18 protein-coding genes and 1 pseudogene are annotated in these 18,399 nt (G+C 61.0%); 7 read left to right on the top strand and 12 right to left on the bottom strand.

The annotated features are described in order from the left end of the window. Positions 1–15 precede the first annotated feature (15 nt). From pheT to pyk, 9 genes are all read right to left on the bottom strand, one after another. Positions 16–2,412 carry a phenylalanine--tRNA ligase subunit beta gene (gene pheT / locus AC0L7P_RS06650; protein WP_473435001.1) on the bottom strand — a complete coding sequence of 799 codons (2,397 nt, stop codon included), beginning with the start codon at positions 2,410–2,412 and terminating at the stop codon, positions 16–18. Between the two features lie 14 nt (positions 2,413–2,426). Further along, positions 2,427–2,705 carry a YrhK family protein gene (locus AC0L7P_RS06645; protein WP_473435000.1) on the bottom strand — a complete coding sequence of 93 codons (279 nt, stop codon included), beginning with the start codon at positions 2,703–2,705 and terminating at the stop codon, positions 2,427–2,429. A gap of 48 nt (positions 2,706–2,753) precedes the next feature. Then, positions 2,754–3,824 (bottom strand): phenylalanine--tRNA ligase subunit alpha, encoded by a 1,071-nt coding sequence (pheS, locus tag AC0L7P_RS06640; RefSeq protein ID WP_473434999.1) that lies wholly within the window; start codon positions 3,822–3,824, stop codon positions 2,754–2,756. 67 nt (positions 3,825–3,891) lie between these two features. After that, a complete protein-coding gene (locus tag AC0L7P_RS06635) occupies positions 3,892–4,635 on the bottom strand; it encodes a MauE/DoxX family redox-associated membrane protein (protein WP_473434998.1) in 744 nt (247 codons plus the stop codon). Positions 4,636–4,643: 8 nt separating this feature from the next. After that, positions 4,644–5,129 carry a DUF305 domain-containing protein gene (locus tag AC0L7P_RS06630; protein WP_473434997.1) on the bottom strand — a complete coding sequence of 162 codons (486 nt, stop codon included), beginning with the start codon at positions 5,127–5,129 and terminating at the stop codon, positions 4,644–4,646. 138 nt (positions 5,130–5,267) lie between these two features. Then, positions 5,268–5,633: a 50S ribosomal protein L20 gene (gene rplT / locus AC0L7P_RS06625; RefSeq protein WP_473434996.1), complete on the bottom strand. Its 366-nt coding sequence runs from the start codon at positions 5,631–5,633 to the stop codon at positions 5,268–5,270. A 12-nt stretch (positions 5,634–5,645) separates the two neighbouring features. Beyond that, positions 5,646–5,846, bottom strand: a complete 201-nt coding sequence (gene rpmI / locus AC0L7P_RS06620; RefSeq protein ID WP_473434995.1) for a 50S ribosomal protein L35 — start codon at positions 5,844–5,846, stop codon at positions 5,646–5,648. 123 nt (positions 5,847–5,969) lie between these two features. Beyond that, positions 5,970–6,194 (bottom strand): hypothetical protein, encoded by a 225-nt coding sequence (locus AC0L7P_RS06615; RefSeq protein ID WP_473434994.1) that lies wholly within the window; start codon positions 6,192–6,194, stop codon positions 5,970–5,972. A gap of 29 nt (positions 6,195–6,223) precedes the next feature. Continuing rightward, positions 6,224–7,669 (bottom strand): pyruvate kinase, encoded by a 1,446-nt coding sequence (gene pyk, locus AC0L7P_RS06610; protein ID WP_473434993.1) that lies wholly within the window; start codon positions 7,667–7,669, stop codon positions 6,224–6,226. Between the two features lie 217 nt (positions 7,670–7,886). Between pyk and AC0L7P_RS06605 the strand changes: the two genes are divergently transcribed. After that, the gene (locus tag AC0L7P_RS06605) at positions 7,887–8,171 is read left to right on the top strand and encodes a DUF1244 domain-containing protein (protein WP_473434992.1); all 285 of its coding nucleotides are present in this window, start codon (positions 7,887–7,889) and stop codon (positions 8,169–8,171) included. A 152-nt stretch (positions 8,172–8,323) separates the two neighbouring features. Here AC0L7P_RS06605 and AC0L7P_RS06600 read toward each other — a convergent pair. After that, a pseudogene (locus tag AC0L7P_RS06600) lies at positions 8,324–9,881 on the bottom strand (bifunctional metallophosphatase/5'-nucleotidase). Between the two features lie 493 nt (positions 9,882–10,374). Here AC0L7P_RS06600 and leuC point away from each other — a divergent pair. The 4 genes from leuC to AC0L7P_RS06580 all read left to right on the top strand — a co-directional run bounded on the left by leuC (position 10,375) and on the right by AC0L7P_RS06580 (position 14,714). Beyond that, complete coding sequence (gene leuC, locus AC0L7P_RS06595) at positions 10,375–11,778, top strand: 3-isopropylmalate dehydratase large subunit (protein ID WP_473434991.1); 1,404 nt, start codon at positions 10,375–10,377, stop codon at positions 11,776–11,778. A 100-nt stretch (positions 11,779–11,878) separates the two neighbouring features. Next, complete coding sequence (gene leuD, locus AC0L7P_RS06590) at positions 11,879–12,484, top strand: 3-isopropylmalate dehydratase small subunit (protein ID WP_473434990.1); 606 nt, start codon at positions 11,879–11,881, stop codon at positions 12,482–12,484. A 317-nt stretch (positions 12,485–12,801) separates the two neighbouring features. Then, positions 12,802–13,593: a hypothetical protein gene (locus tag AC0L7P_RS06585; RefSeq protein ID WP_473434989.1), complete on the top strand. Its 792-nt coding sequence runs from the start codon at positions 12,802–12,804 to the stop codon at positions 13,591–13,593. After that, entirely contained in the window at positions 13,494–14,714 is a 1,221-nt protein-coding gene (locus AC0L7P_RS06580) for an endonuclease/exonuclease/phosphatase family protein (RefSeq protein WP_473435414.1), read from the top strand. Before AC0L7P_RS06585 ends, AC0L7P_RS06580 begins: the two co-directional genes overlap by 100 nt. Here AC0L7P_RS06580 and AC0L7P_RS06575 read toward each other — a convergent pair. Continuing rightward, the gene (locus AC0L7P_RS06575) at positions 14,643–15,554 is read right to left on the bottom strand and encodes a Rossmann-fold NAD(P)-binding domain-containing protein (protein WP_473434988.1); all 912 of its coding nucleotides are present in this window, start codon (positions 15,552–15,554) and stop codon (positions 14,643–14,645) included. The two genes, AC0L7P_RS06580 and AC0L7P_RS06575, sit on opposite strands and share 72 nt — an antisense overlap. Positions 15,555–15,648: 94 nt before the next feature. Here AC0L7P_RS06575 and AC0L7P_RS06570 point away from each other — a divergent pair, with 94 nt between their 5' ends. Then, positions 15,649–16,599 carry a LysR family transcriptional regulator gene (locus tag AC0L7P_RS06570; protein ID WP_473434987.1) on the top strand — a complete coding sequence of 317 codons (951 nt, stop codon included), beginning with the start codon at positions 15,649–15,651 and terminating at the stop codon, positions 16,597–16,599. On the opposite strand, the gene AC0L7P_RS06565 is transcribed toward AC0L7P_RS06570, so the two are convergent. After that, complete coding sequence (locus AC0L7P_RS06565; protein ID WP_473434986.1) at positions 16,575–17,108, bottom strand: redoxin domain-containing protein; 534 nt, start codon at positions 17,106–17,108, stop codon at positions 16,575–16,577. The two genes, AC0L7P_RS06570 and AC0L7P_RS06565, sit on opposite strands and share 25 nt — an antisense overlap. 152 nt (positions 17,109–17,260) lie before the next feature. Here AC0L7P_RS06565 and leuB point away from each other — a divergent pair, with 152 nt between their 5' ends. Then, positions 17,261–18,313, top strand: a complete 1,053-nt coding sequence (gene leuB / locus AC0L7P_RS06560; protein ID WP_473434985.1) for a 3-isopropylmalate dehydrogenase — start codon at positions 17,261–17,263, stop codon at positions 18,311–18,313. Positions 18,314–18,399 lie beyond the last annotated feature (86 nt).

The raw sequence follows: 18,399 nt of genomic DNA, 5'->3' as shown, positions 1-18,399 counted from the left end.
ACTCATTTTCCGCGTTCAGCCGCGCAATGTGCCGCCTGTTGCCTTGGCGACCTTTTCAATGATCTTGCCCGAAACCGCCTCGATGTCCTTGTCGGTCAGGGTGGTCTCTTTCGGTTGCAGGCGCACCGTGATTGCCAGGGATTTTCGCCCCTCACCCAAGGATCCACCGACAAATTGGTCAAACACCCGTACATCGGCGATCAGGGCCTTGTCGGCCCCTGCTGCCGCATTGGTCAGGGTCAGCGCCTCGACGTCTGCATCTACCACAAAGGCGAAATCCCGCTCTACCGATTGCAGATCGGACAGGATCAGCGGCGCGCGGGTGGCGCCGGTATTGCGCGGCATCGGGATTTCGCCGGGCCAGAGGGTGAAGGCCATGGCAGGCCCCTTCACGCCCATCGCGTTCAGAATGCGCGGGTGCAGCTCACCAAAGACCCCCAGCACCTTTTTCGGCCCAAGACAGATCTTGCCATGCCGCCCCGGATGCCACCAATCGTTGGCGCCGCGCAGGATTTGCACCTTGGCGGGGGCGCCCATGGCGGCCAGCGCCGCCTCGGCGTCGGCCTTTACATCGTAGAGATCGACTGCGCGTGCGTCGCCATGCACATCCTTTGGCCCTGTGCGCCCGATCAGCAGCCCCGTGGCCTGCATGTGCTGTTCGCCCGGTTCACCGCCATGAAAGGCGGGGCCGACCTCGAACAGAGCCATATCGGCGATGCCCCGCGCCTGATTGCGTTTCGCCGCCTGCAACAGGCCCGGCAACAGCGCGGGCCGCATATGGGACAGATCGGCGGAAATCGGGTTTTCCAGCCGGGTCGCCGCGTCGCCCCCGTCAAACAGCGCCGCTGTGGCCCCGTCGACAAAACTGTAGGTCACGCATTCGTTGTATCCCAGCGCCGCAATCGTCCGGCGCACCACCTGTTCGCGCTTTTGCATCGGCGTCAGGATCGGTTTCGGCACGCCCGCCTGCGCCCGCGCCATGGGTTGCCCCTTGAGCCGGGTCAGCGAGGCGATGCGCGCCACCTCCTCTACCAGATCCGCCGCGCCGCGCACATCGGGGCGCCAGCCGGGCACCTGCACCATGTCGCCGTCCACCACGAAGCCCAGCGCAGTAAGAGAGGCGCGTTGCACATCAGCCGAAATCTCCATGCCGACCAGGCTTTGCACCCGGTCGGTGTCCAGCGGATAGGCGCGGGAATGGTCCGGCACCGCACCGGCCACTACCACCTCGGACGGCTCACCGCCGCACAGGTCCAGTACCATACTTGTTGCCGCCTCAAGGCCCGGCAGGGTGAATTCCGGGTCCACCCCCCGTTCAAACCGATACCGCGCGTCCGAGTTGATTTTCAACGCCCGTCCCGTGTGGGCAATGGTCACCGGATCCCACCATGCGGATTCCACAAACACGTTGACGGTTTCATCCGACACGCCGGTTGGCGCGCCGCCCATGATGCCCGCAATGCTTTCGGCGCCGGTATCGTCGGAAATCGCCATCATGCCGGGTGCAAAGGTGTATTCCTTGTCATCCAGCGCCATCAGGGCCTCGCCCCCTGCCGCGCGATGCACCCGCAGATTGCCCTGCATCTTGTCCGCGTCGAACACATGCAAAGGCCGGTTTTGATCGTAGGTGAAAAAGTTGGTAATATCCACCAGCGCCGAAATCGGGCGCAGCCCGATCGCCTTGAGCCGCTGTTGCAGCCAGGCGGGCGACGGGCCGTTTTTCACCCCCCGGATCAGCCGCCCGGTGAACAGCGGGCAACCGTCAAGCGTGTCGTCGTCGATGGCGACAGACACCGGACAGGGGAACGCCCCTGCCACGGGTTTGATCGGTGTCTCGATCAGCCGCCCCAACCCCCGCGCCGCCAGATCGCGGGCGATGCCATGCACGCCAAGGGCATCCTGCCGGTTGGGTGTGATCGCGATTTCGATCACCGGATCGACGCGGGCCGGATCATGTTCGCCCAGCCAATCGGTAAACCGCTGGCCCACCTCACCCGAGGGCAGTTCGATGATGCCGTCGTGTTCCTCGGACAGTTCCATTTCGCGTTCCGAACACATCATCCCGTGGCTTTCCACACCGCGGATTTTGCCCACCTGAATGGTCGTGTCGATGCCCGGCACATAGGTGCCCGGTTTGGCCACAACCACGGTAATTCCGGCCCGCGCATTGGGCGCGCCACAGATGATTTGCAAATCACCATCGGCCGTCTGCACCTGACAGACGTTCAAACGGTCCGCATCGGGATGCTTTTCCGCCGATTTCACATAGCCGAGGGTGAAGGCCGAAAGCCGCTCGGCGGGGTTTTCGACGCCTTCGACCTCAAGCCCCAGATCGGTGAGGGCTTCCGTGATCTCGTCAACAGAGGCGGTGGTTTCGAGATGCTCTTTGAGCCAGGAGAGGGTGAATTTCATCGGTCAGCTTTCGGTTATTCAGCGCGGTCGGATAGATCGGAATAATCGCCCATGTGATAGAGCCGTATCTCCCGGCTCAGGCGCAAGGTCGGCTTCAGCGCAAAAAGAAGCGAGCCGACAACAAACAGCCATGTTCCTGTATATTGCCATGCGTCTTGAAAGAACATGACAGACCCGACAAGAAAACAGAGGGCCGCAGCGAAATCGGCCAGCGTGTGCGCCAATTCATACAAAGCATAAAGACGGCGGCTTTCAGCAGATTGCTGTCTTACCTCATGACGGAACAGTTTCATTCTGCCTCCTGCGGTATCGCCCCTGCAAAGCCACTATGTCGGATCATATCACACACCCCCGTGCAGCGTTGGCACAGCCAGCGGCGAGAACCCGTAATGCCGCAACCACCTCAGGTCGCTGTCGAAGAACGCCCGCAGATCAGGAATGCCGTATTTCAGCATGGCGATACGGTCGATTCCCATGCCAAAGGCAAAGCCCTGCCATTGGTCGGGGTCAATGCCCCCGGCCTTGAGAACCGAGGGGTGGACCATGCCGCTGCCCAGCACCTCTAGCCAACCGTCACCTTCGCCCACGCGCACCTGGCCATCTTGCCATGAACACTGAATGTCCACCTCGGCGCTTGGTTCGGTGAAGGGGAAATGCGAGGCGCGGAAGCGGGTTTTCACCGTGGTGCCGAAATAGGCGGTGAAGAATTCTTCCAGCACCCATTTGAGGTTGGCCATGGAAATATCCTTGTCCAATGCCAAGCCTTCGACCTGATGGAACATCGGCGTATGGGTCTGATCGTAATCGGCACGATACACCCGGCCCGGCGCGATGATGCGGATCGGCGCGCCTTGCTCCTGCATGGTGCGGATCTGCACCGGGCTGGTGTGGGTGCGCAGCACATGGGGCGGGCGTTCATCGCCCTCGGCCCGGTGCATATAAAACGTGTCCATTTCGCCCCGTGCCGGGTGATGGCTCGGGATGTTCAGGGCATCAAAATTGTAAAAATCGGTTTCAATCTGCGGCCCTTCGGCCACAGCAAAGCCCATGTCGGCAAAGATCGCCGTCACTTCCTCCCACACCTGGGAAACCGGGTGGATCGTGCCCATGGCCGCGCCGCGCGCCCGGCCCGGCAAGGTGACATCCAGCCATTCACCGCGCAGGCGTTCTTCCAGTGCCGCATCACCAAGCGCCTGTTTTCGCGCGGAAATTGCCGATGTTATCTCATCCTTCAGGGCGTTCAGGGCCGGCCCTGCCACTTGCCGTTCTTCGGGGGTCATGCGGCCCAGCTCTCGCATTTTCAGGGAAACTTCGCCCTTCTTGCCGATGGCCGCCAGACGCACCGCCTCCAGCGTGGATTCATCTGCCGCCCCGGCCACCTCGTTCAGGTATTTCTGTCTCAGCGCGTCCATGGCGATCTCCGAAGATATGGGTTGCGCTGTCAGCTATCCCGTTGCGGCGCCGCTTGCAAGTTTGCGGTTATTTCAGCAGCATCCACAGGGCCATCGCCACCATCATCAGGTTTTCGGTCAGCGATACAAAACCAAGCGGCACATTCGAACTGCCCCCCATACAGGCGCATTTCAGGCTGCGTTTGTCGATATAGACCGCCTTGATCACCGAAACCGCCCCGATTCCGCCAATAAACAGCGCCACAGGTGCGGCCAGCCAGATCAGCGCCCCCGCGATCATCAGAACACCGGCCAAGGCCTCTCCGAACGGATAGAGGTATCCATAGGGCACCCATCGCCGCGCCAGCAGGTCGTAATTCAGGAACATCGTCGAGAAACTTTCGACATCGCGCAGCTTTTGCACCGCCAGAAGACACATGGAAATGGCGATAAACCATTCACCCGCCCGCAGGGTCAGCAAGGTGCCAAAGGCCGCCCAGCTGGCGGCCAGCGCCATGGCCAGCCCCATTCCGAACAGGGCGATCACCGGCGTATAGGTGGTATCATCCTCGCCGGTCAGGGGAATGTCGAAATGGGCGCGCAGATCGTCATAGCCGCCGATCCTTTCACCATCGATAAAGGTTTGCGGCGTAGTCTGCACCCCGTGTTCGGCCATGAAGGCATCGGTTTCGGCGCGCGTCTCAAGATGGTGATCCTCCACCTCGTATCCCTTCGCCTCAAGCAGGGCCTTGGATTTCAATCCATAGGGACAAAGGTGATCGGGCATCACCATGCGGTAAAGGCGGGCTGTCTTTGGGGTATCACTGGCCATGGGGTTCCTCACTTTCCGTCGATTTCCGGGGTGGCGACCGGACCACCGCGCAGGTCGGCCAAAAGGGCCTTCATCTCGGCGATCTCGCGACGCTGTGTCTCGATGATTCCATCCGCAAGCTTGCGCACGCGCGGGTCGGAAATATCCGCCCGTTCACTGGTGAGAATCGCGATCGAATGATGCGGGATCATCGCCGACATCCAGGCCGTATCGTCCACGGTATCCTGACTGCGCACCAGATAGAGCGCGGCACCGAACACAATGACCGCGCCCGTGAAGATCGAAAGATTGATCCTTCGGTTCGTATACATCCCCATCATGAACGCCAGCATCACCACAGCCATCGCCGCCCCCATGTAAAGCGCCATCCACATCCGCGTCTGGCTGAACATCACATGTTCAACGGCGTAAGTGTTCAGATACATCAGCCCGAACATTACCAGGGTCGATGTGGCGATCATGGCGGCGAAACGCACATAGGACGGTTTCATCATGGCTCTCCTTCCCGGGGCTGCACGGTGCGCGTGCATGCTGTCTGTGAAAAGAAAACGCCCCTCCTGCGCTGGAAGGTTCCACAACGAAAAAGGCCGCCCCCAAAAGGAGCGGCCCCGTTTTCGGCAATGTGGTAACGATCAGGCGGCCAGCGCGGCCTGTGCCTTGGCCACGATCGCACCGAATGCGTCGGGTTCGTTCACGGCCAGATCGGCCAGAACCTTGCGGTCAACCTCGACACCGGCCAGGGACAACCCGTTGATAAAGCGGCTGTATGTCAGCGCCTCATCGTGGCTGCGCACGGCGGCGTTGATCCGCTGAATCCACAGGGCGCGGAAATTGCGCTTGCGGTTCTTGCGGTCGCGCGTGGCGTATTGGTTGGCCTTGTCCACCGCCTGTGTTGCGGTCTTGAACGCCGTGGAGCGGCGGCCATAATAACCTTTGGCGGCCTTGATGACCTTCTTGTGACGGGCGTGGGTGACGGTTCCACCTTTAACTCTCGACATGGATCTGTCTCCTTAACGGGCGTATGGCATGTAGGATTTAGCAAGCTTTTGATCAGGCTCGCTCAGCACGCGTGTGCCACGGGCATCACGGATGAACTTTGTGCTGCGCTTGATCATACCGTGGCGTTTTCCCGCCATGCCGCCGACAACCTTGCCGGTTGCAGTCACCTTAAAGCGCTTTTTGGCGCTCGATTTCGTCTTCATCTTGGGCATTTCCGTCTCCTGTTCTTTGGGTCGGGTTTACGCGCGACTCGGCATGCCACATTGGCCGGACGCACGACAGAAAGGGCCGTATAGGGGGGACATGAAAAACTGACAAGCCCAAAAGCAACCGGTTCAGCGGGTCACCATACCGACAACCCGCACAAACGCACCGGGAATATCATTCAGGGTATAGCCACTGGGCCGATGATTGACGGCCCAGTAGATCGAAACCCCGGCCAGCACGATCAAAACCATGGCGGCGCGGGGCGACCGGGATTCGGAAAAGGCCGACAGCAGGGATGGAATGGCAAGCGCAAGACAGATGACGCCAAGCACAATGGCAATATCGGGATCCACGCACGCCTCCAACCACAGGTTTTACAATGTTATTCAGGATCGCCCGCGAAAATCAACCTTTCTTCGCAGGGCGCCACACGCAGAATGTTTGTGGTGCCCGGAATGTTGAACGGCACACCGGCGGTGATGACAATCTGGTCCTCGCGTGTGGCAAAACCTTCGGCCTGCGCCGCCCGCACCGAGGCCACAACCGCGCCCTTGAACCGGTCAACCGTGCGCGTCATCACACAATGCAATCCCCAGGTGAGGCACAACCGCCGCGCGGTGCTTTCCACATGGGTCATCGCCAGAATCGGCACCCGAGGCCGTTCGCGTGCCACCAGGCTGGCGGTGGTGCCGGATTGCGAGAAACAGCAGATCGCCTTGATTTCAGTGGTTTCCGCGATTTCCCGGGCCGCTGAAACGATGGCATCGGCCACGGTTTCCTTGCGCCCTCCCCGGCTTGCCTCGATCACCTCGCGATAGGTCGGGTCACTTTCCACTTCGATGGCGACGGCGTTCATCGTCTGCACCGCTTCGATCGGGAAACCGCCCGCGGCGGATTCCGCCGACAGCATGACCGCATCCGCACCTTCATAGATGGCAGCCGCGACATCAGAAACTTCGGCGCGGGTGGGCATCGGTGATTCGATCATCGATTCGAGCATCTGCGTCGCCACGATCACCGGTTTGGCCGCCGCGCGGCTTTTGCGCACCAGTCGTTTCTGGATCGGCGGCACATTCTGCACCGGCAATTCGACGCCCAGATCACCCCGGGCCACCATGATACCGTCAGAGGCGGCGAGGATGGCGTCAAAGTTGGCAACCGCAGATGGTTTTTCGATCTTGCTGAGGATCGCCGCGCGGCCATAGGCCAGATCCCGCGCCTCGGCCACATCTTCGGGCCGCTGCACAAACGACAGGGCCAGCCAGTCTACCCCCAGTTCACAGACAAATTCCAGATCCTTGCGGTCTTTCGCGGACAAAGCCGCCAGCGGCAGCACCACATCGGGCACGTTCACGCCCTTGCGATTGGAAATCACCCCGCCGACCAACACTTCGCAATTGGCAAAGTCACTGCCGCAATCCTTGACGATCAAACGGATTTTGCCGTCATTCACCAGCAGGGTCGACCCCGGTTCAAGCGCCTCAAAGATTTCACGATGGGGCAGGCGAACGCGGGTATTGTCACCCTCGGCCTCGTCCAGATCCAGACGGAAACTTTGACCGACGCTCAGTTCCTCTTCGCCATTGGCGAAGGTTCCCACCCGCAGTTTCGGGCCCTGAAGATCGGCCAGAATTGCAATCGGACGCCCCAGATCGGTTTCGATTCGCCGGATGATGGCATGGCGCGCAGCGATTTCGCTGTGGTCCCCATGGCTCATGTTAAGGCGAAACACATCTGCGCCGGCCTCAAACAAGGCGCGGATCGTGTCATAATCATTGGAGGCGGGGCCAAGCGTGGCGACGATTTTGACGTTGCGAAGGCGTCTCATGGGGCCTTTTCCTTAATACAGGTCATCGTTTTGATGGGTCGCGGCGGTTATGACCCAAAAATGTTAGCGGTACAACTGGCACTGACATCCTGCATGTTTCGTGCCAGAAATCTGCAAAGAAATGATGAAGAACCGGCCACCGGCCCTGGCTTGGCCAGGCCCGCTTGACGAATGGGCGCCGCCCTTCCACCCTTTGATCATATGTCAGGAGAACACCATGGACCTTCAAACCGAACTCGAAGCTGCCGCCTTTCGCCGCTTGCGCGATCATCTGGGGAAACGGACGGACGTACAGAATATCGACATGATGAACCTGACCGGGTTCTGCCGCAACTGCCTGAGCCGCTGGTATCAGGAGGCCGCAAATGAACGCGGCGTCGAAATGACCAAGGAGGAAGGGCGCGAAGCGTTCTATGGAATGCCCTTCGCAGAGTGGAAAGCCCTGCATCAGAAAGACGCGACCCCGGAACAACAGGCCGCCTTTGCCAAATCACACGACTAAGGCGTTTCGACTTTACATTGAAACATCACAGATCGCTTTTCGCGTTCGACCGAAGGGAGAGGCAGCGAACAAGCGATTCAAGGTTAAGTCGAAACGCTATAGGCTTGCTCGATTGGCGGCCCTGCCCGCACCGGAACAGGGCCGCTGATCGTTTACTTCTGGGTGATGCGTCCGCCGACATCGGTTTTAACCGGGCTGTGCGCGATCATGTACTCGGCCAACACATCGGCCACATCCGGCCCGAAGTCATAGGCATTCTTGGCGTCACGGAACATCGAATACCCATCACCACCGTTGCGGACGTAATTGTTGGACACCACGCCATAGGTCTTGGCCGGGTCGATCGGTTCACCGCCAACCATCACATCGGAAATCCGGCTGCCCACGTCTTTGCTCGGGTCAAAGGCATAGGTCATCCCCGCCACCAGTGGGAACCGGCCCGCGCCGTCGGCGTGCTGACTTACGCCGTTTTCCAGCGCCTCCAGCATGGTCGCGCCCGTCACCTGAAAGGTCGACAGAGTGTTCTGGAACGGCAGAACCGTCAGAATTTCACCCATGGTCACGGGACCGGCATCAATGCTGGCGCGCACACCGCCCGAGTTCTGAAACGCGATCTGGATGCCCTGATCGGCCACCCGCGCCAACATGGCGTCAGCGATCAGATTGCCCATGCCGCATTCCTGCGCCCGGCAAATTGTACGATCACCCTCGATGGCTTCGGCGGCTTCTGCCACCACCTTGTTGCGAATCTCTTCCAGTGGTTTGGCGGCTTCGGTGATACGATCCTTGGTGGCCGCATCCTCGTTTACGGCGCCATCCAGAATCAGCGGCGCGCCGGTGGCGGCTGTCACGACACCGGCATCATCAAAGGTAACGTTCAGTTCGCCCAGAAATTTACCATAGGCATAGGCCGACACGATGGCGGTATCACCCACCATGGTCGGATAGGCGCCCTCGGCCCCGTCCATATCGCCCAATAGGGTGTTGGTATGTCCCCCGACAATCACGTCGACACCCGTGGTATTGGCCGCCACGGTCTGATCAACCTTGTATCCCGAATGTGACAGGACGATGATTTTGTTCACACCCTGTTCGGTCAGCTTGTCCACCTCACCCTGCACGGCATCGCTGGGGTCGGTGAAAATCACATTGGGGCCAGGGCTGGACAACTCATCAGTGTCCACCGGGGTCAGGCCAATCAGCCCGATCTTTTCGCCGTTCTTTTCGATCACCACGGATTTCTTGATCGCATCCTTCAACAGATCTTCGCCGGAAATATCGGCGTTGCTCATCACGATCGGGAAATCGAGCGAGATCGACAAAACCGCGCAGCACCTCGGGGCCATCGTCGAATTCGTGGTTCCCCACGGTCATCCCGTCATAGCCCATCTTGTTCATCATCTCGGCGGCCAGCTTGCCCTTGTAATAGGTATAGAACAGCGTGCCCTGAAACTGATCGCCACCATCCACAAGAATGGAATTGTCGCTGCGCGCCCGTGCTTCGGTGATTGCGGTCATCAGACGGGCCGACCCACCGAAACAATCGCCCGCTGTGTTGTCATCGGGCGCGCAAACGGAATCGTACTTGGTGATGGGTTCGAACCGGGCGTGAAAATCGTTGGTGTGCAGAATGGTCAGTGAATAGTCGGCCGAGGCTGTCCCCGCCGAAAGCGCCAGTACAGCGGCGGTGGAAAGAAGACGGATGGTCATGAGAATCCCCCTGAGGTTTTTGATTGCAAACAGCTTGGCCTCACGCTCTGCGCAAGTCAAAGGTCAATGCGCCCATGCAGTGGCAGCGCATTGTAACACGCACATGAAACCGGCCCGGGTCCGGGGAAATTCGCCGGACATATGCAGCATCGACCCCGGGCCTGCGCCTGCAACGGCCCATCTGCGCCAACCATAATCCTGTCATTTGTGCGACCCGGGCACTGAGGGCCTTTTTCGTGGCGCTTTCCGGCTTGTCCCTCTGGGCTTGGCCAGCCCGCGCCCCCCGGGGGGGTGACGTGCGGGGATCCCCAAAGGATCTTGCGGGAAACACCGGGCCATTGTATCTCGTGCTCATGACTCAGGTTTTCGACATGGATGATCGTGCGCGCCTGCCCTGGCGGTTTTTCGGCGCAACGCTCAGCGTTCTCGCGCGTCTCTGACAGCGCGCCACGGTTCCGTATCCATCGCCCACCCTTTGCGAAAGACAAAAACCATGTCCCCCAAAACACTCTATGACAAAATCTGGGATGCCCATGTCGCCCACGAGGCCGAAGATGGCACCACCCTGCTGTATATCGACCGGCATCTGGTTCACGAAGTGACCAGCCCGCAAGCCTTTGAAGGCCTGCGCATGTCCGGCCGCAGCGTGCGCGCACCGGACAAAACCATCGCCGTGCCCGATCACAATGTGCCCACAACGCTGGACCGCGCCAAGGGAATCGAGAACGAAGAAAGCCGCATTCAGGTCGAGGCGCTGGACAGGAATGCCAAGGATACCGGCATTCACTATTACCCGGTGTCAGATGTGCGTCAGGGCATCGTGCATATCGTCGGCCCCGAACAGGGCTGGACCCTGCCGGGCATGACAGTGGTGTGCGGTGACAGTCACACCGCCACACATGGCGCATTCGGCGCGCTGGCCCATGGTATCGGCACATCCGAGGTGGAACATGTTCTGGCCACCCAGACGCTGATTCAGCGTAAGTCCAAAAATATGAAAGTGGAAATCACCGGCAAGCTGGCGCCCGGTGTTACCGCCAAGGACATCACCCTGTCGGTGATCGGCAAGACCGGCACCGCCGGGGGCACCGGTTACGTGATCGAATATTGTGGCGAAGCGATCCGCGATCTTTCAATGGAAGGGCGGATGACCGTCTGCAACATGGCCATCGAAGGCGGCGCCCGCGCTGGCCTGATTGCGCCAGATGAGACGACATTTGAATATTGCAAAGGCCGCCCCCACGCCCCGAAAGGCGCCCAATGGGAGGCGGCGCTGAACTGGTGGAAAACCCTGCAATCCGACGATGATGCCCATTGGGACAAGATCGTCACCATCGCGGGCGAAGATATCGCACCGGTCGTCACCTGGGGCACCTCGCCCGAAGATGTGCTGCCGATCACGGCGAATGTGCCCGCTGCCGGGGATTTCACGGGCGGCAAAGTGGATGCTGCGCGCCGCTCGCTCGAATACATGGGCCTGACCGCCGGAACGCCGCTGTCCGAGGTTGCCATCGACACGGTATTCATCGGCTCTTGCACCAATGGCCGGATCGAGGATCTGCGCGCCGCCGCTGCGATCCTGAAAGGCAAAAAGGTCAAGGACGGCATCCGCGCGATGATCGTCCCCGGATCGGGCCTCGTGCGCGCCCAGGCCGAGGAAGAAGGGCTGGCCGATATTTTCAAGGATGCCGGGTTTGAATGGCGCCTTGCTGGCTGTTCCATGTGCCTGGCGATGAACCCGGATCAGCTCGCCCCGGGCGAACGCTGCGCCGCCACGTCGAACCGCAATTTCGAGGGCCGTCAGGGCCGGGGCGGACGCACCCACCTGATGAGCCCGGCCATGGCCGCCGCTGCCGCCATTACCGGTCGTCTGACCGATGTGCGGGAATTGATGTAATCACGCCCGCTCATCGGTCCTTACGTCCCTCTTCGCACGCCACAGCGATGAGGGACGACAGGACCGAAGAGCGGTATGCGGTTCGAAAAGGATAAAAACGATGGAAAAATTCGAGAAACTCACCGGCGTCGCGGCGCCAATGGACATGATCAACATCGACACCGACATGATCATTCCCAAAAACTTTCTCAAAACGATCAAACGCTCGGGGTTGGGTGTGAACCTGTTCGACGAGATGCGCTATGACGACGACCGCAACGAGATCCCTGAATTCGTGCTGAACAAACCCGCCTATCGCAACGCCGAGATCCTCGTTGCGGGCGATAACTTTGGCTGTGGGTCATCACGCGAACATGCGCCCTGGGCGATCAAGGATTTCGGCATCCGCTGCGTTATCGCCCCCGGTTTTGCCGACATCTTCTTCAACAATTGCTTCAAGAACGGCATCCTGCCCATCCCCCTGCCGCAAGAGCAGGTGGATATTCTGATGAAAGATGCCGAAAAGGGCCAGAACGCGCGCATGACCATCGACCTTGAGAATCAGGTCATCACCACGTCGGACGGGGCCGAGATCGCCTTTGAGGTCGATGCCTTCCGCAAGCACTGCCTGCTGAACGGGCTGGACGATATCGGACTGACAATGGAAAAGGTCGCGTCCATCGACACATTCGAGGCCGCGGCCGCCCAGCAGCGCCCCTGGGTCTGACGCCACCCCGATTGTGCCCACCCCGGGCGCAACCACAATATTTTGAGGCAGCCCCACAGGCTGCCTTTTTTTCATCGAAACAATGATGCAAAGGCGCACCAGTTATTCCCTTAAAAGACCTGAAATTTTCATCAAGGTTAACAAGACGTTGAGAACCGAAGTGAAAGTGGGCAAAACTTGGGCAACAATGAGGCACCCCGCCACATTACGCGGGAACAGTTTGGAACAAGGGCGCGGCATCGTATCGCACCCGTCCAGGTTGAGGGTACATGGCAATGATTTCGCGACTCTTTGGCGCTTGTCTCAGGGGATTCCTGGTGGCGCTGCTGATTGCAACGCCGGCGCTTTTGCTGCCTGGGGTTTCGACAGACACAACGCAGGTTGTCATGCTGGTCGCTATCTTTGCGGCCGTTCTTACCGCAATGGAATATAATTCCTCCTATCCCTGCCTTTACGAATTCCGTGATGCCCCGCCGTTCAACCGAATCCGGTTCACCAGCCTGTTTCTCACGGTTTTCCTGCTGGCTGTCGTCCTCAAGGGCGCCACGCATCCCAGCCTTTTGGCCGAATTCGTCCATTCCGTCGGTCTTCTCATCGCCCGGGCGATCGATTTTCCCTACAGCCCGGTGCGGCTTGTGGTGCTGATGTTGCCCGAAAACGCACCAATGGAACGGCTTGATTTGCTGCGGGCGATGGCGGGGCTGTCCTATCTGATTTCTCTGATCTCGCTCGCGGTGTTTGCGGTTGCCATGCGCCTGCAACGCTGGCCGCTTCATAACGGCAGCTTCAACGTCTGGGTCAATCTGCCCACCTTCGACCCCACATCAGGCGGCGAGGTCGTGGGGCGGTTGCGGCGCGATTCCTATGTGAACATCGCCATAGGAATTCTGTTGCCTTTCCTGATGCCTTCGGTGGTATCCTCGGCATCTGATCTGTTCGGGTCGGTTTCGACAACCAACCCGCAAACCCTGATCTGGACGGTAACTGCATGGGCCTTTCTGCCTGCCTCATTGTTGATGCGTGGCATTGCCATGTCGCGGATCGCGGCGATGATCGAGGCAAAGCGCCGCGAAACGCCAATCACCGACGCGGGCCTGCTGCCCGCCTGATCGCCGCCTTTCTGAGCGCGCTGTTCCTTGCCGCCCCGGCCTGCGCCGACACTCTGCGTATTGCCACATTCAACGTCGAACTCGCCCGCAAGGGACCGGGGCTGTTACTGCGCGATCTGACCGAGCGCGACGACGAACAGGCCCGACTGATCGCCGGAATCGTCGCCCATGTGGCGCCGGATGTTCTGGTGCTGCAGGGAGTGGATTATGATTTCGACGGGCTGGCGCTTACTGCCCTTGCCGGGCTTTTTGCCAAGGCGGGCCACGGGATGCCCCACCGGTTCGCCCTGCTGCCGAACAGCGGCGTTGCAACGGGGCTGGATATGGATGGCAACGGGCACACGGGCGAGCCACGCGATGCGCAGGGCTATGGCCAGTTTGCGGGCGAAGGGGGGATGGCCGTGCTGTCACGCCTGCCCATTGATCTGACCCGAACCCACAGTTTCACCGCATTGCGTTGGGCCGATCTGCCCGGCGCGATCGCACCGCGCAAAGATGGCGCGCCCTTTCCATCGTCACAGGCACAGCAAATCCAAAGGTTATCGTCGGTCGCCCATTGGGATGTCGCGCTGACCCTTGAGAATGGTCAGACGCTCAACCTGCTGACATGGCACGGATCGCCGCCGGTGTTCGATGGCCCCGAGGATATGAACGGCCGGCGCAACCACGATGAAACCGCGCTTTGGCTGCGCTATCTCGATGGCACACTTGATCAGGCCCCACCAAAGGGCGCCTTCGTGGTGATTGGCGATGCCAACCTTGATCCGGTCGATGGCGATGGCCGCTCGGGTGCCCTTGCCGCCTTGCTGGCCGATCCCCGGCTGCAAGACCCCCGGCCCGAATCCCGCGGTGGCCCGGTTGCGGCCATGGCCGATGGCGGCGCCAATGGCCGGCACCGGGGCGATCCGGCGCTGGACACGGCCGACTGGAATGACACGAACGACGATGACCCGGGCAATCTGCGCGTTGATTATATCCTGCCTTCGGCCGACTGGCAGGTCGCGGGCGCGGGCGTGTTCTGGCCCGCGCCGGATGACCCGCTGCGCCCGCTACTGGGCGGTAACGGGAACGGCGCGTCGCGCCACCGGTTGGTCTGGGTCGATCTGGTGCTTGATCCCTAGGGCCACGGCATCAGCCATCGGAGTTTCCCTGAAATCGGCCAGCAGCGCGTTGAACCGCGCGCCATCCAGCCGGTGCGCCATATCCCACAAATACCGCATTTCGCACAGGTGGCGCGCCATCGGCCAGACCGGCGAAAGCAGGCGCAACGGCGCCCATGACATCTGCGCGATCCTGACGTCACGCCCTGATGCGCGCGCCACCGCTTGCCCCAAGGCGCGACCGGTCAGGGTATAGCCGGGGAACCCGACATCCTCGAACCGCTGCAACCGGTCTGGCTGATTGCACAGGGCCACCATCGCCCGTGCCATGTCGGGCAGAAAGGCAAAGGCGTGGGGCGCGTCCAGATCACCGGGATAGCTGAACCGCCCCTTGCCCAAACCCGCGGTCAGCACCTTGTCAAACCAGTTGCCGCTGGCCCGGGTGTCAATGAAATCACCCGCCCGCAGGATAAGGCAGCGCACGCCCGCCTCGCGATAGGCACGCTCCATGTCAATGCGCAGCCGCCCCAACAGATTGGTGGCCCGGTGGGGTGTGGTGGGGTGCAGCACGGGCGGCGCCCCTGCCCCGTAAACATAGACATTGCCGGGGATCGCCACCAGGGCACCACTGACCCGGGCCGCCGCGATCACCCGTGCCGTCAGCCCCGGCAAATCGCGCGCCCAATCGGGATAGGCCGGGTTCCAGCCATTGACGATCACGTCCTGCCCGATGGCCTGTGCCGCCAGATCATCCGTGGCACGGTTGAACAGTGTCACCCGCCACCCGGCGTTCCAGAATGCCTCGGCGGCGTGGCGCCCGAACCTGCCGTTGGCGCCCAGTATCAACACCCGTTTGCTCATCTGTCTCTCCTTGGATTGCGAACCTTCCCCATGATCTGACATTCACCGGTGTTTCGGAATTGCGAAAATCCGTAGGTCGTGTATTCATTTTTGAATGGTTAATCCTCTCGCCTCGCTCGACTGGTCGCTGGTTCAGGCCTTTGTGGCCGTGGCCGACACCGGTTCTTTATCCGCCGCTGCCCGCGCTTTGGCCAGCAGCCAGCCCACGGTCAGCCGGCAGATTCACAGCCTTGAGGCGCAACTGGGCACGACCCTGTTCACCCGACAGCCGCGCGGCATGGCCCTGAGCGCGACAGGACAGGCCATGATCGCCCCGGCCCGCGCCATGCAGGACGCGGCGGGGCGTATGGCCCTGATCGCCGCAGGCAATGCCGAAACCCTGGCCGGAACTGTGCGCGTTACCGCCAGCGAATTTACCGCCCACCACCATCTGCCGCCAATTATCGCCGGAATGCGCGAACGCCACCCCGAAATCACGGTCGAAATCGTGGCCAACGACAGTTCACAAAACCTGTTGTTCCGCGAGGCCGATATCGCTCTGCGGATGTATCGCCCCGAACAGATGGAAATGATTGTTCATCATCTGGGCGATCTGCCTCTCGGTATTTATGCCACCCCCGGATACCTTGACCGGCGGGGCCGTCCCACGACGCTTGAGGAATTGCGACAGCACGATCTGATCGGCTATGACCGCAACGAAATCATCATTCGCGGGATGCAATCCTATGGCTGGAACGTCACCCGCGACGATTTCACCATCCGCTGCGATCATCAGACGGTGTATTGGGAGCTGGTGCGCGCGGGCTGTGGGATCGGCTTTGCGCAATGTCCGGTGGCCCTGCGTGATCCGGGGATTGAACAGATCCTGCCCGATCTGCCCATGCCCGGCCTGCCCCTGTGGCTGACCGCCCATGAACGGGTGCGGCGCACCCCGCGTGTGGCGGCGGTGTGGGATATGCTGATCGCCGGGCTGAAACCCGTGCTGCGCGCGCCCGGCGGCCGGTTGGTCGCGCGCCCGGTTCAGTCGGGCAAGGCACCACAGTAGGTGCCACGGGGCGCATATTGTGCGTCCTGCTGGTGTTTGATGCAGGCCAGAACATCGTCCAGCGTCGGGCGGGCAAAGGGCGCGGATTGAATCCACACGGTTTGCAACGTGCCATCACCGTTGATCAGAAACAGCCCCGGCTCGGCAAAAAACGCTGGCTCCTGTGACCCGGGGCGCGCGGGCGAAACCCACAGCCCCCAATCATCGCGCGCCGCGCGCGGGCTGAACGAATGGCCCACGGGCACCGCATCACAGGCGGCTTTGGCAACAAAGGCAACGGCCTTTTCTTCGGTGTCGGTGCTGATCGCGATGGGGCAAACCCCAAGCGCATCGAATTCGCCGCTACGTCCGGCCACGTCTGCCAATTGCCGCACACAGATTCCGCAATGCAGCCCCCGGTAAACAATCAGCAACGCGCCCTTGGGGCCAAGATCCTTGTGCAGGTCCATTGTCCCCCCGCCAACCCGGGGCAGGGTCAGTTCGGGAACGGGCTGTCCGGGAATAAGCATGGCAATCTTCCTGTTATGCTGGGGATGGGCGGCCCCATCGCTTGATTTGTCATTGCGACCGGGATACGCCGCTGCGAACGAATTGCAAGGAGCTTCGCGATGTCCAACCCCTCCTCCTCATCCTGCCCGGCGACGGGATCGGCCCCGAAGTCATGACCGAAGTGCGCAAAGTGATCGAATGGTTCGGCGCCAAGCGCGGCCTTCAATTCGACGTGAGCGAGGATCTGGTGGGCGGCGCGGCCTATGATGCCCACGGCACCCCCCTGACCGACGAAACCATGGCCAAGGCGCAAGAGGTCGACGCCGTTCTTTTGGGCGCGGTCGGCGGGCCGAAATACGATGATCTGGATTTCAGCGTAAAGCCCGAACGCGGGTTGCTGCGCCTGCGCAAGGAAATGGACCTGTTTTCGAACCTGCGCCCGGCCCAGTGTTTTGATGCCCTCGCTGACTTTTCGTCGATGAAGCGCGACATCGTCGCCGGTCTCGATATCATGATCATCCGCGAACTGACCTCGGGCATCTATTTCGGCGAACCGCGCGGCATCATCAAAGAGGGCAACGAACGGGTGGGCATCAACACCCAGCGGTATACGGAATCCGAAATCGCCCGGGTGGCGCGGTCGGCGTTCGAACTGGCCCGCAAGCGCGACAACAAGGTCTGTTCCATGGAAAAGGCCAACGTGATGGAATCCGGCGTGCTGTGGCGCGATGTGGTGACAGAAATTCACGCCGCCGAATACCCCGATGTGGAACTGTCGCATATGTACGCCGACGCGGGTGCCATGCAACTGACCCGCTGGCCCAAGCAGTTTGACGTGATCGTCACCGACAACCTGTTCGGTGATATGCTGTCCGATCTGGCCGCGATGCTGACCGGCAGCCTTGGAATGCTGCCCTCGGCCTCTCTTGGTCTGCCCATGGCGAATGGCCGGCCCAAGGCATTGTACGAACCCGTCCACGGCTCGGCCCCTGACATTGCCGGCACGGGCAAGGCCAACCCCTGCGCCTGTATCCTGTCGTTTGCCATGGCGCTGCGCTATTCCTTCGATCAGGGGGATGAGGCGACACGTCTGGAACAGGCGGTGGAAAAGGTGCTGGCCGACGGTGTGCGCACCGCCGATCTGATGCAATCGGGCGACGGCACCCCCGCCACAACCCAGGACATGGGCCAGGCCGTGATCGCCGCCCTCGACGCCAGCCTCTAGGGCCGACTGTTGCACGGGCGGCGGGCAAATCTCCGCCGTCCGTTCACCACCCGCGCAATCTGCGGGCTTGACCGCCCCGCCCTTCT

The sequence above is a fragment of the Oceaniglobus sp. K40-3 genome (genome assembly GCF_055808395.1).
This window is presented reverse-complemented; position numbering and strand designations above follow the sequence as displayed.

What these genes read in the sequence shown, in the direction of transcription:
- AC0L7P_RS06570 (WP_473434987.1), top strand. Translation starts at nt 15,649, where the DNA reads ATGGTTAATCCTCTCGCCTCGCTCGACTGGTCGCTGGTTCAGGCCTTT.
- AC0L7P_RS06645 (WP_473435000.1), bottom strand. Translation starts at nt 2,705, where the DNA reads ATGAAACTGTTCCGTCATGAGGTAAGACAGCAATCTGCTGAAAGCCGC.
- pheS (WP_473434999.1), bottom strand. Translation starts at nt 3,824, where the DNA reads ATGGACGCGCTGAGACAGAAATACCTGAACGAGGTGGCCGGGGCGGCA.
- rpmI (WP_473434995.1), bottom strand. Translation starts at nt 5,846, where the DNA reads ATGCCCAAGATGAAGACGAAATCGAGCGCCAAAAAGCGCTTTAAGGTG.
- pheT (WP_473435001.1), bottom strand. Translation starts at nt 2,412, where the DNA reads ATGAAATTCACCCTCTCCTGGCTCAAAGAGCATCTCGAAACCACCGCC.
- AC0L7P_RS06635 (WP_473434998.1), bottom strand. Translation starts at nt 4,635, where the DNA reads ATGGCCAGTGATACCCCAAAGACAGCCCGCCTTTACCGCATGGTGATG.
- leuC (WP_473434991.1), top strand. Translation starts at nt 10,375, where the DNA reads ATGTCCCCCAAAACACTCTATGACAAAATCTGGGATGCCCATGTCGCC.
- pyk (WP_473434993.1), bottom strand. Translation starts at nt 7,669, where the DNA reads ATGAGACGCCTTCGCAACGTCAAAATCGTCGCCACGCTTGGCCCCGCC.
- AC0L7P_RS06605 (WP_473434992.1), top strand. Translation starts at nt 7,887, where the DNA reads ATGGACCTTCAAACCGAACTCGAAGCTGCCGCCTTTCGCCGCTTGCGC.
- AC0L7P_RS06630 (WP_473434997.1), bottom strand. Translation starts at nt 5,129, where the DNA reads ATGATGAAACCGTCCTATGTGCGTTTCGCCGCCATGATCGCCACATCG.
- leuB (WP_473434985.1), top strand. Translation starts at nt 17,261, where the DNA reads ATGACCGAAGTGCGCAAAGTGATCGAATGGTTCGGCGCCAAGCGCGGC.
- rplT (WP_473434996.1), bottom strand. Translation starts at nt 5,633, where the DNA reads ATGTCGAGAGTTAAAGGTGGAACCGTCACCCACGCCCGTCACAAGAAG.
- AC0L7P_RS06565 (WP_473434986.1), bottom strand. Translation starts at nt 17,108, where the DNA reads ATGCTTATTCCCGGACAGCCCGTTCCCGAACTGACCCTGCCCCGGGTT.
- AC0L7P_RS06575 (WP_473434988.1), bottom strand. Translation starts at nt 15,554, where the DNA reads ATGAGCAAACGGGTGTTGATACTGGGCGCCAACGGCAGGTTCGGGCGC.
- leuD (WP_473434990.1), top strand. Translation starts at nt 11,879, where the DNA reads ATGGAAAAATTCGAGAAACTCACCGGCGTCGCGGCGCCAATGGACATG.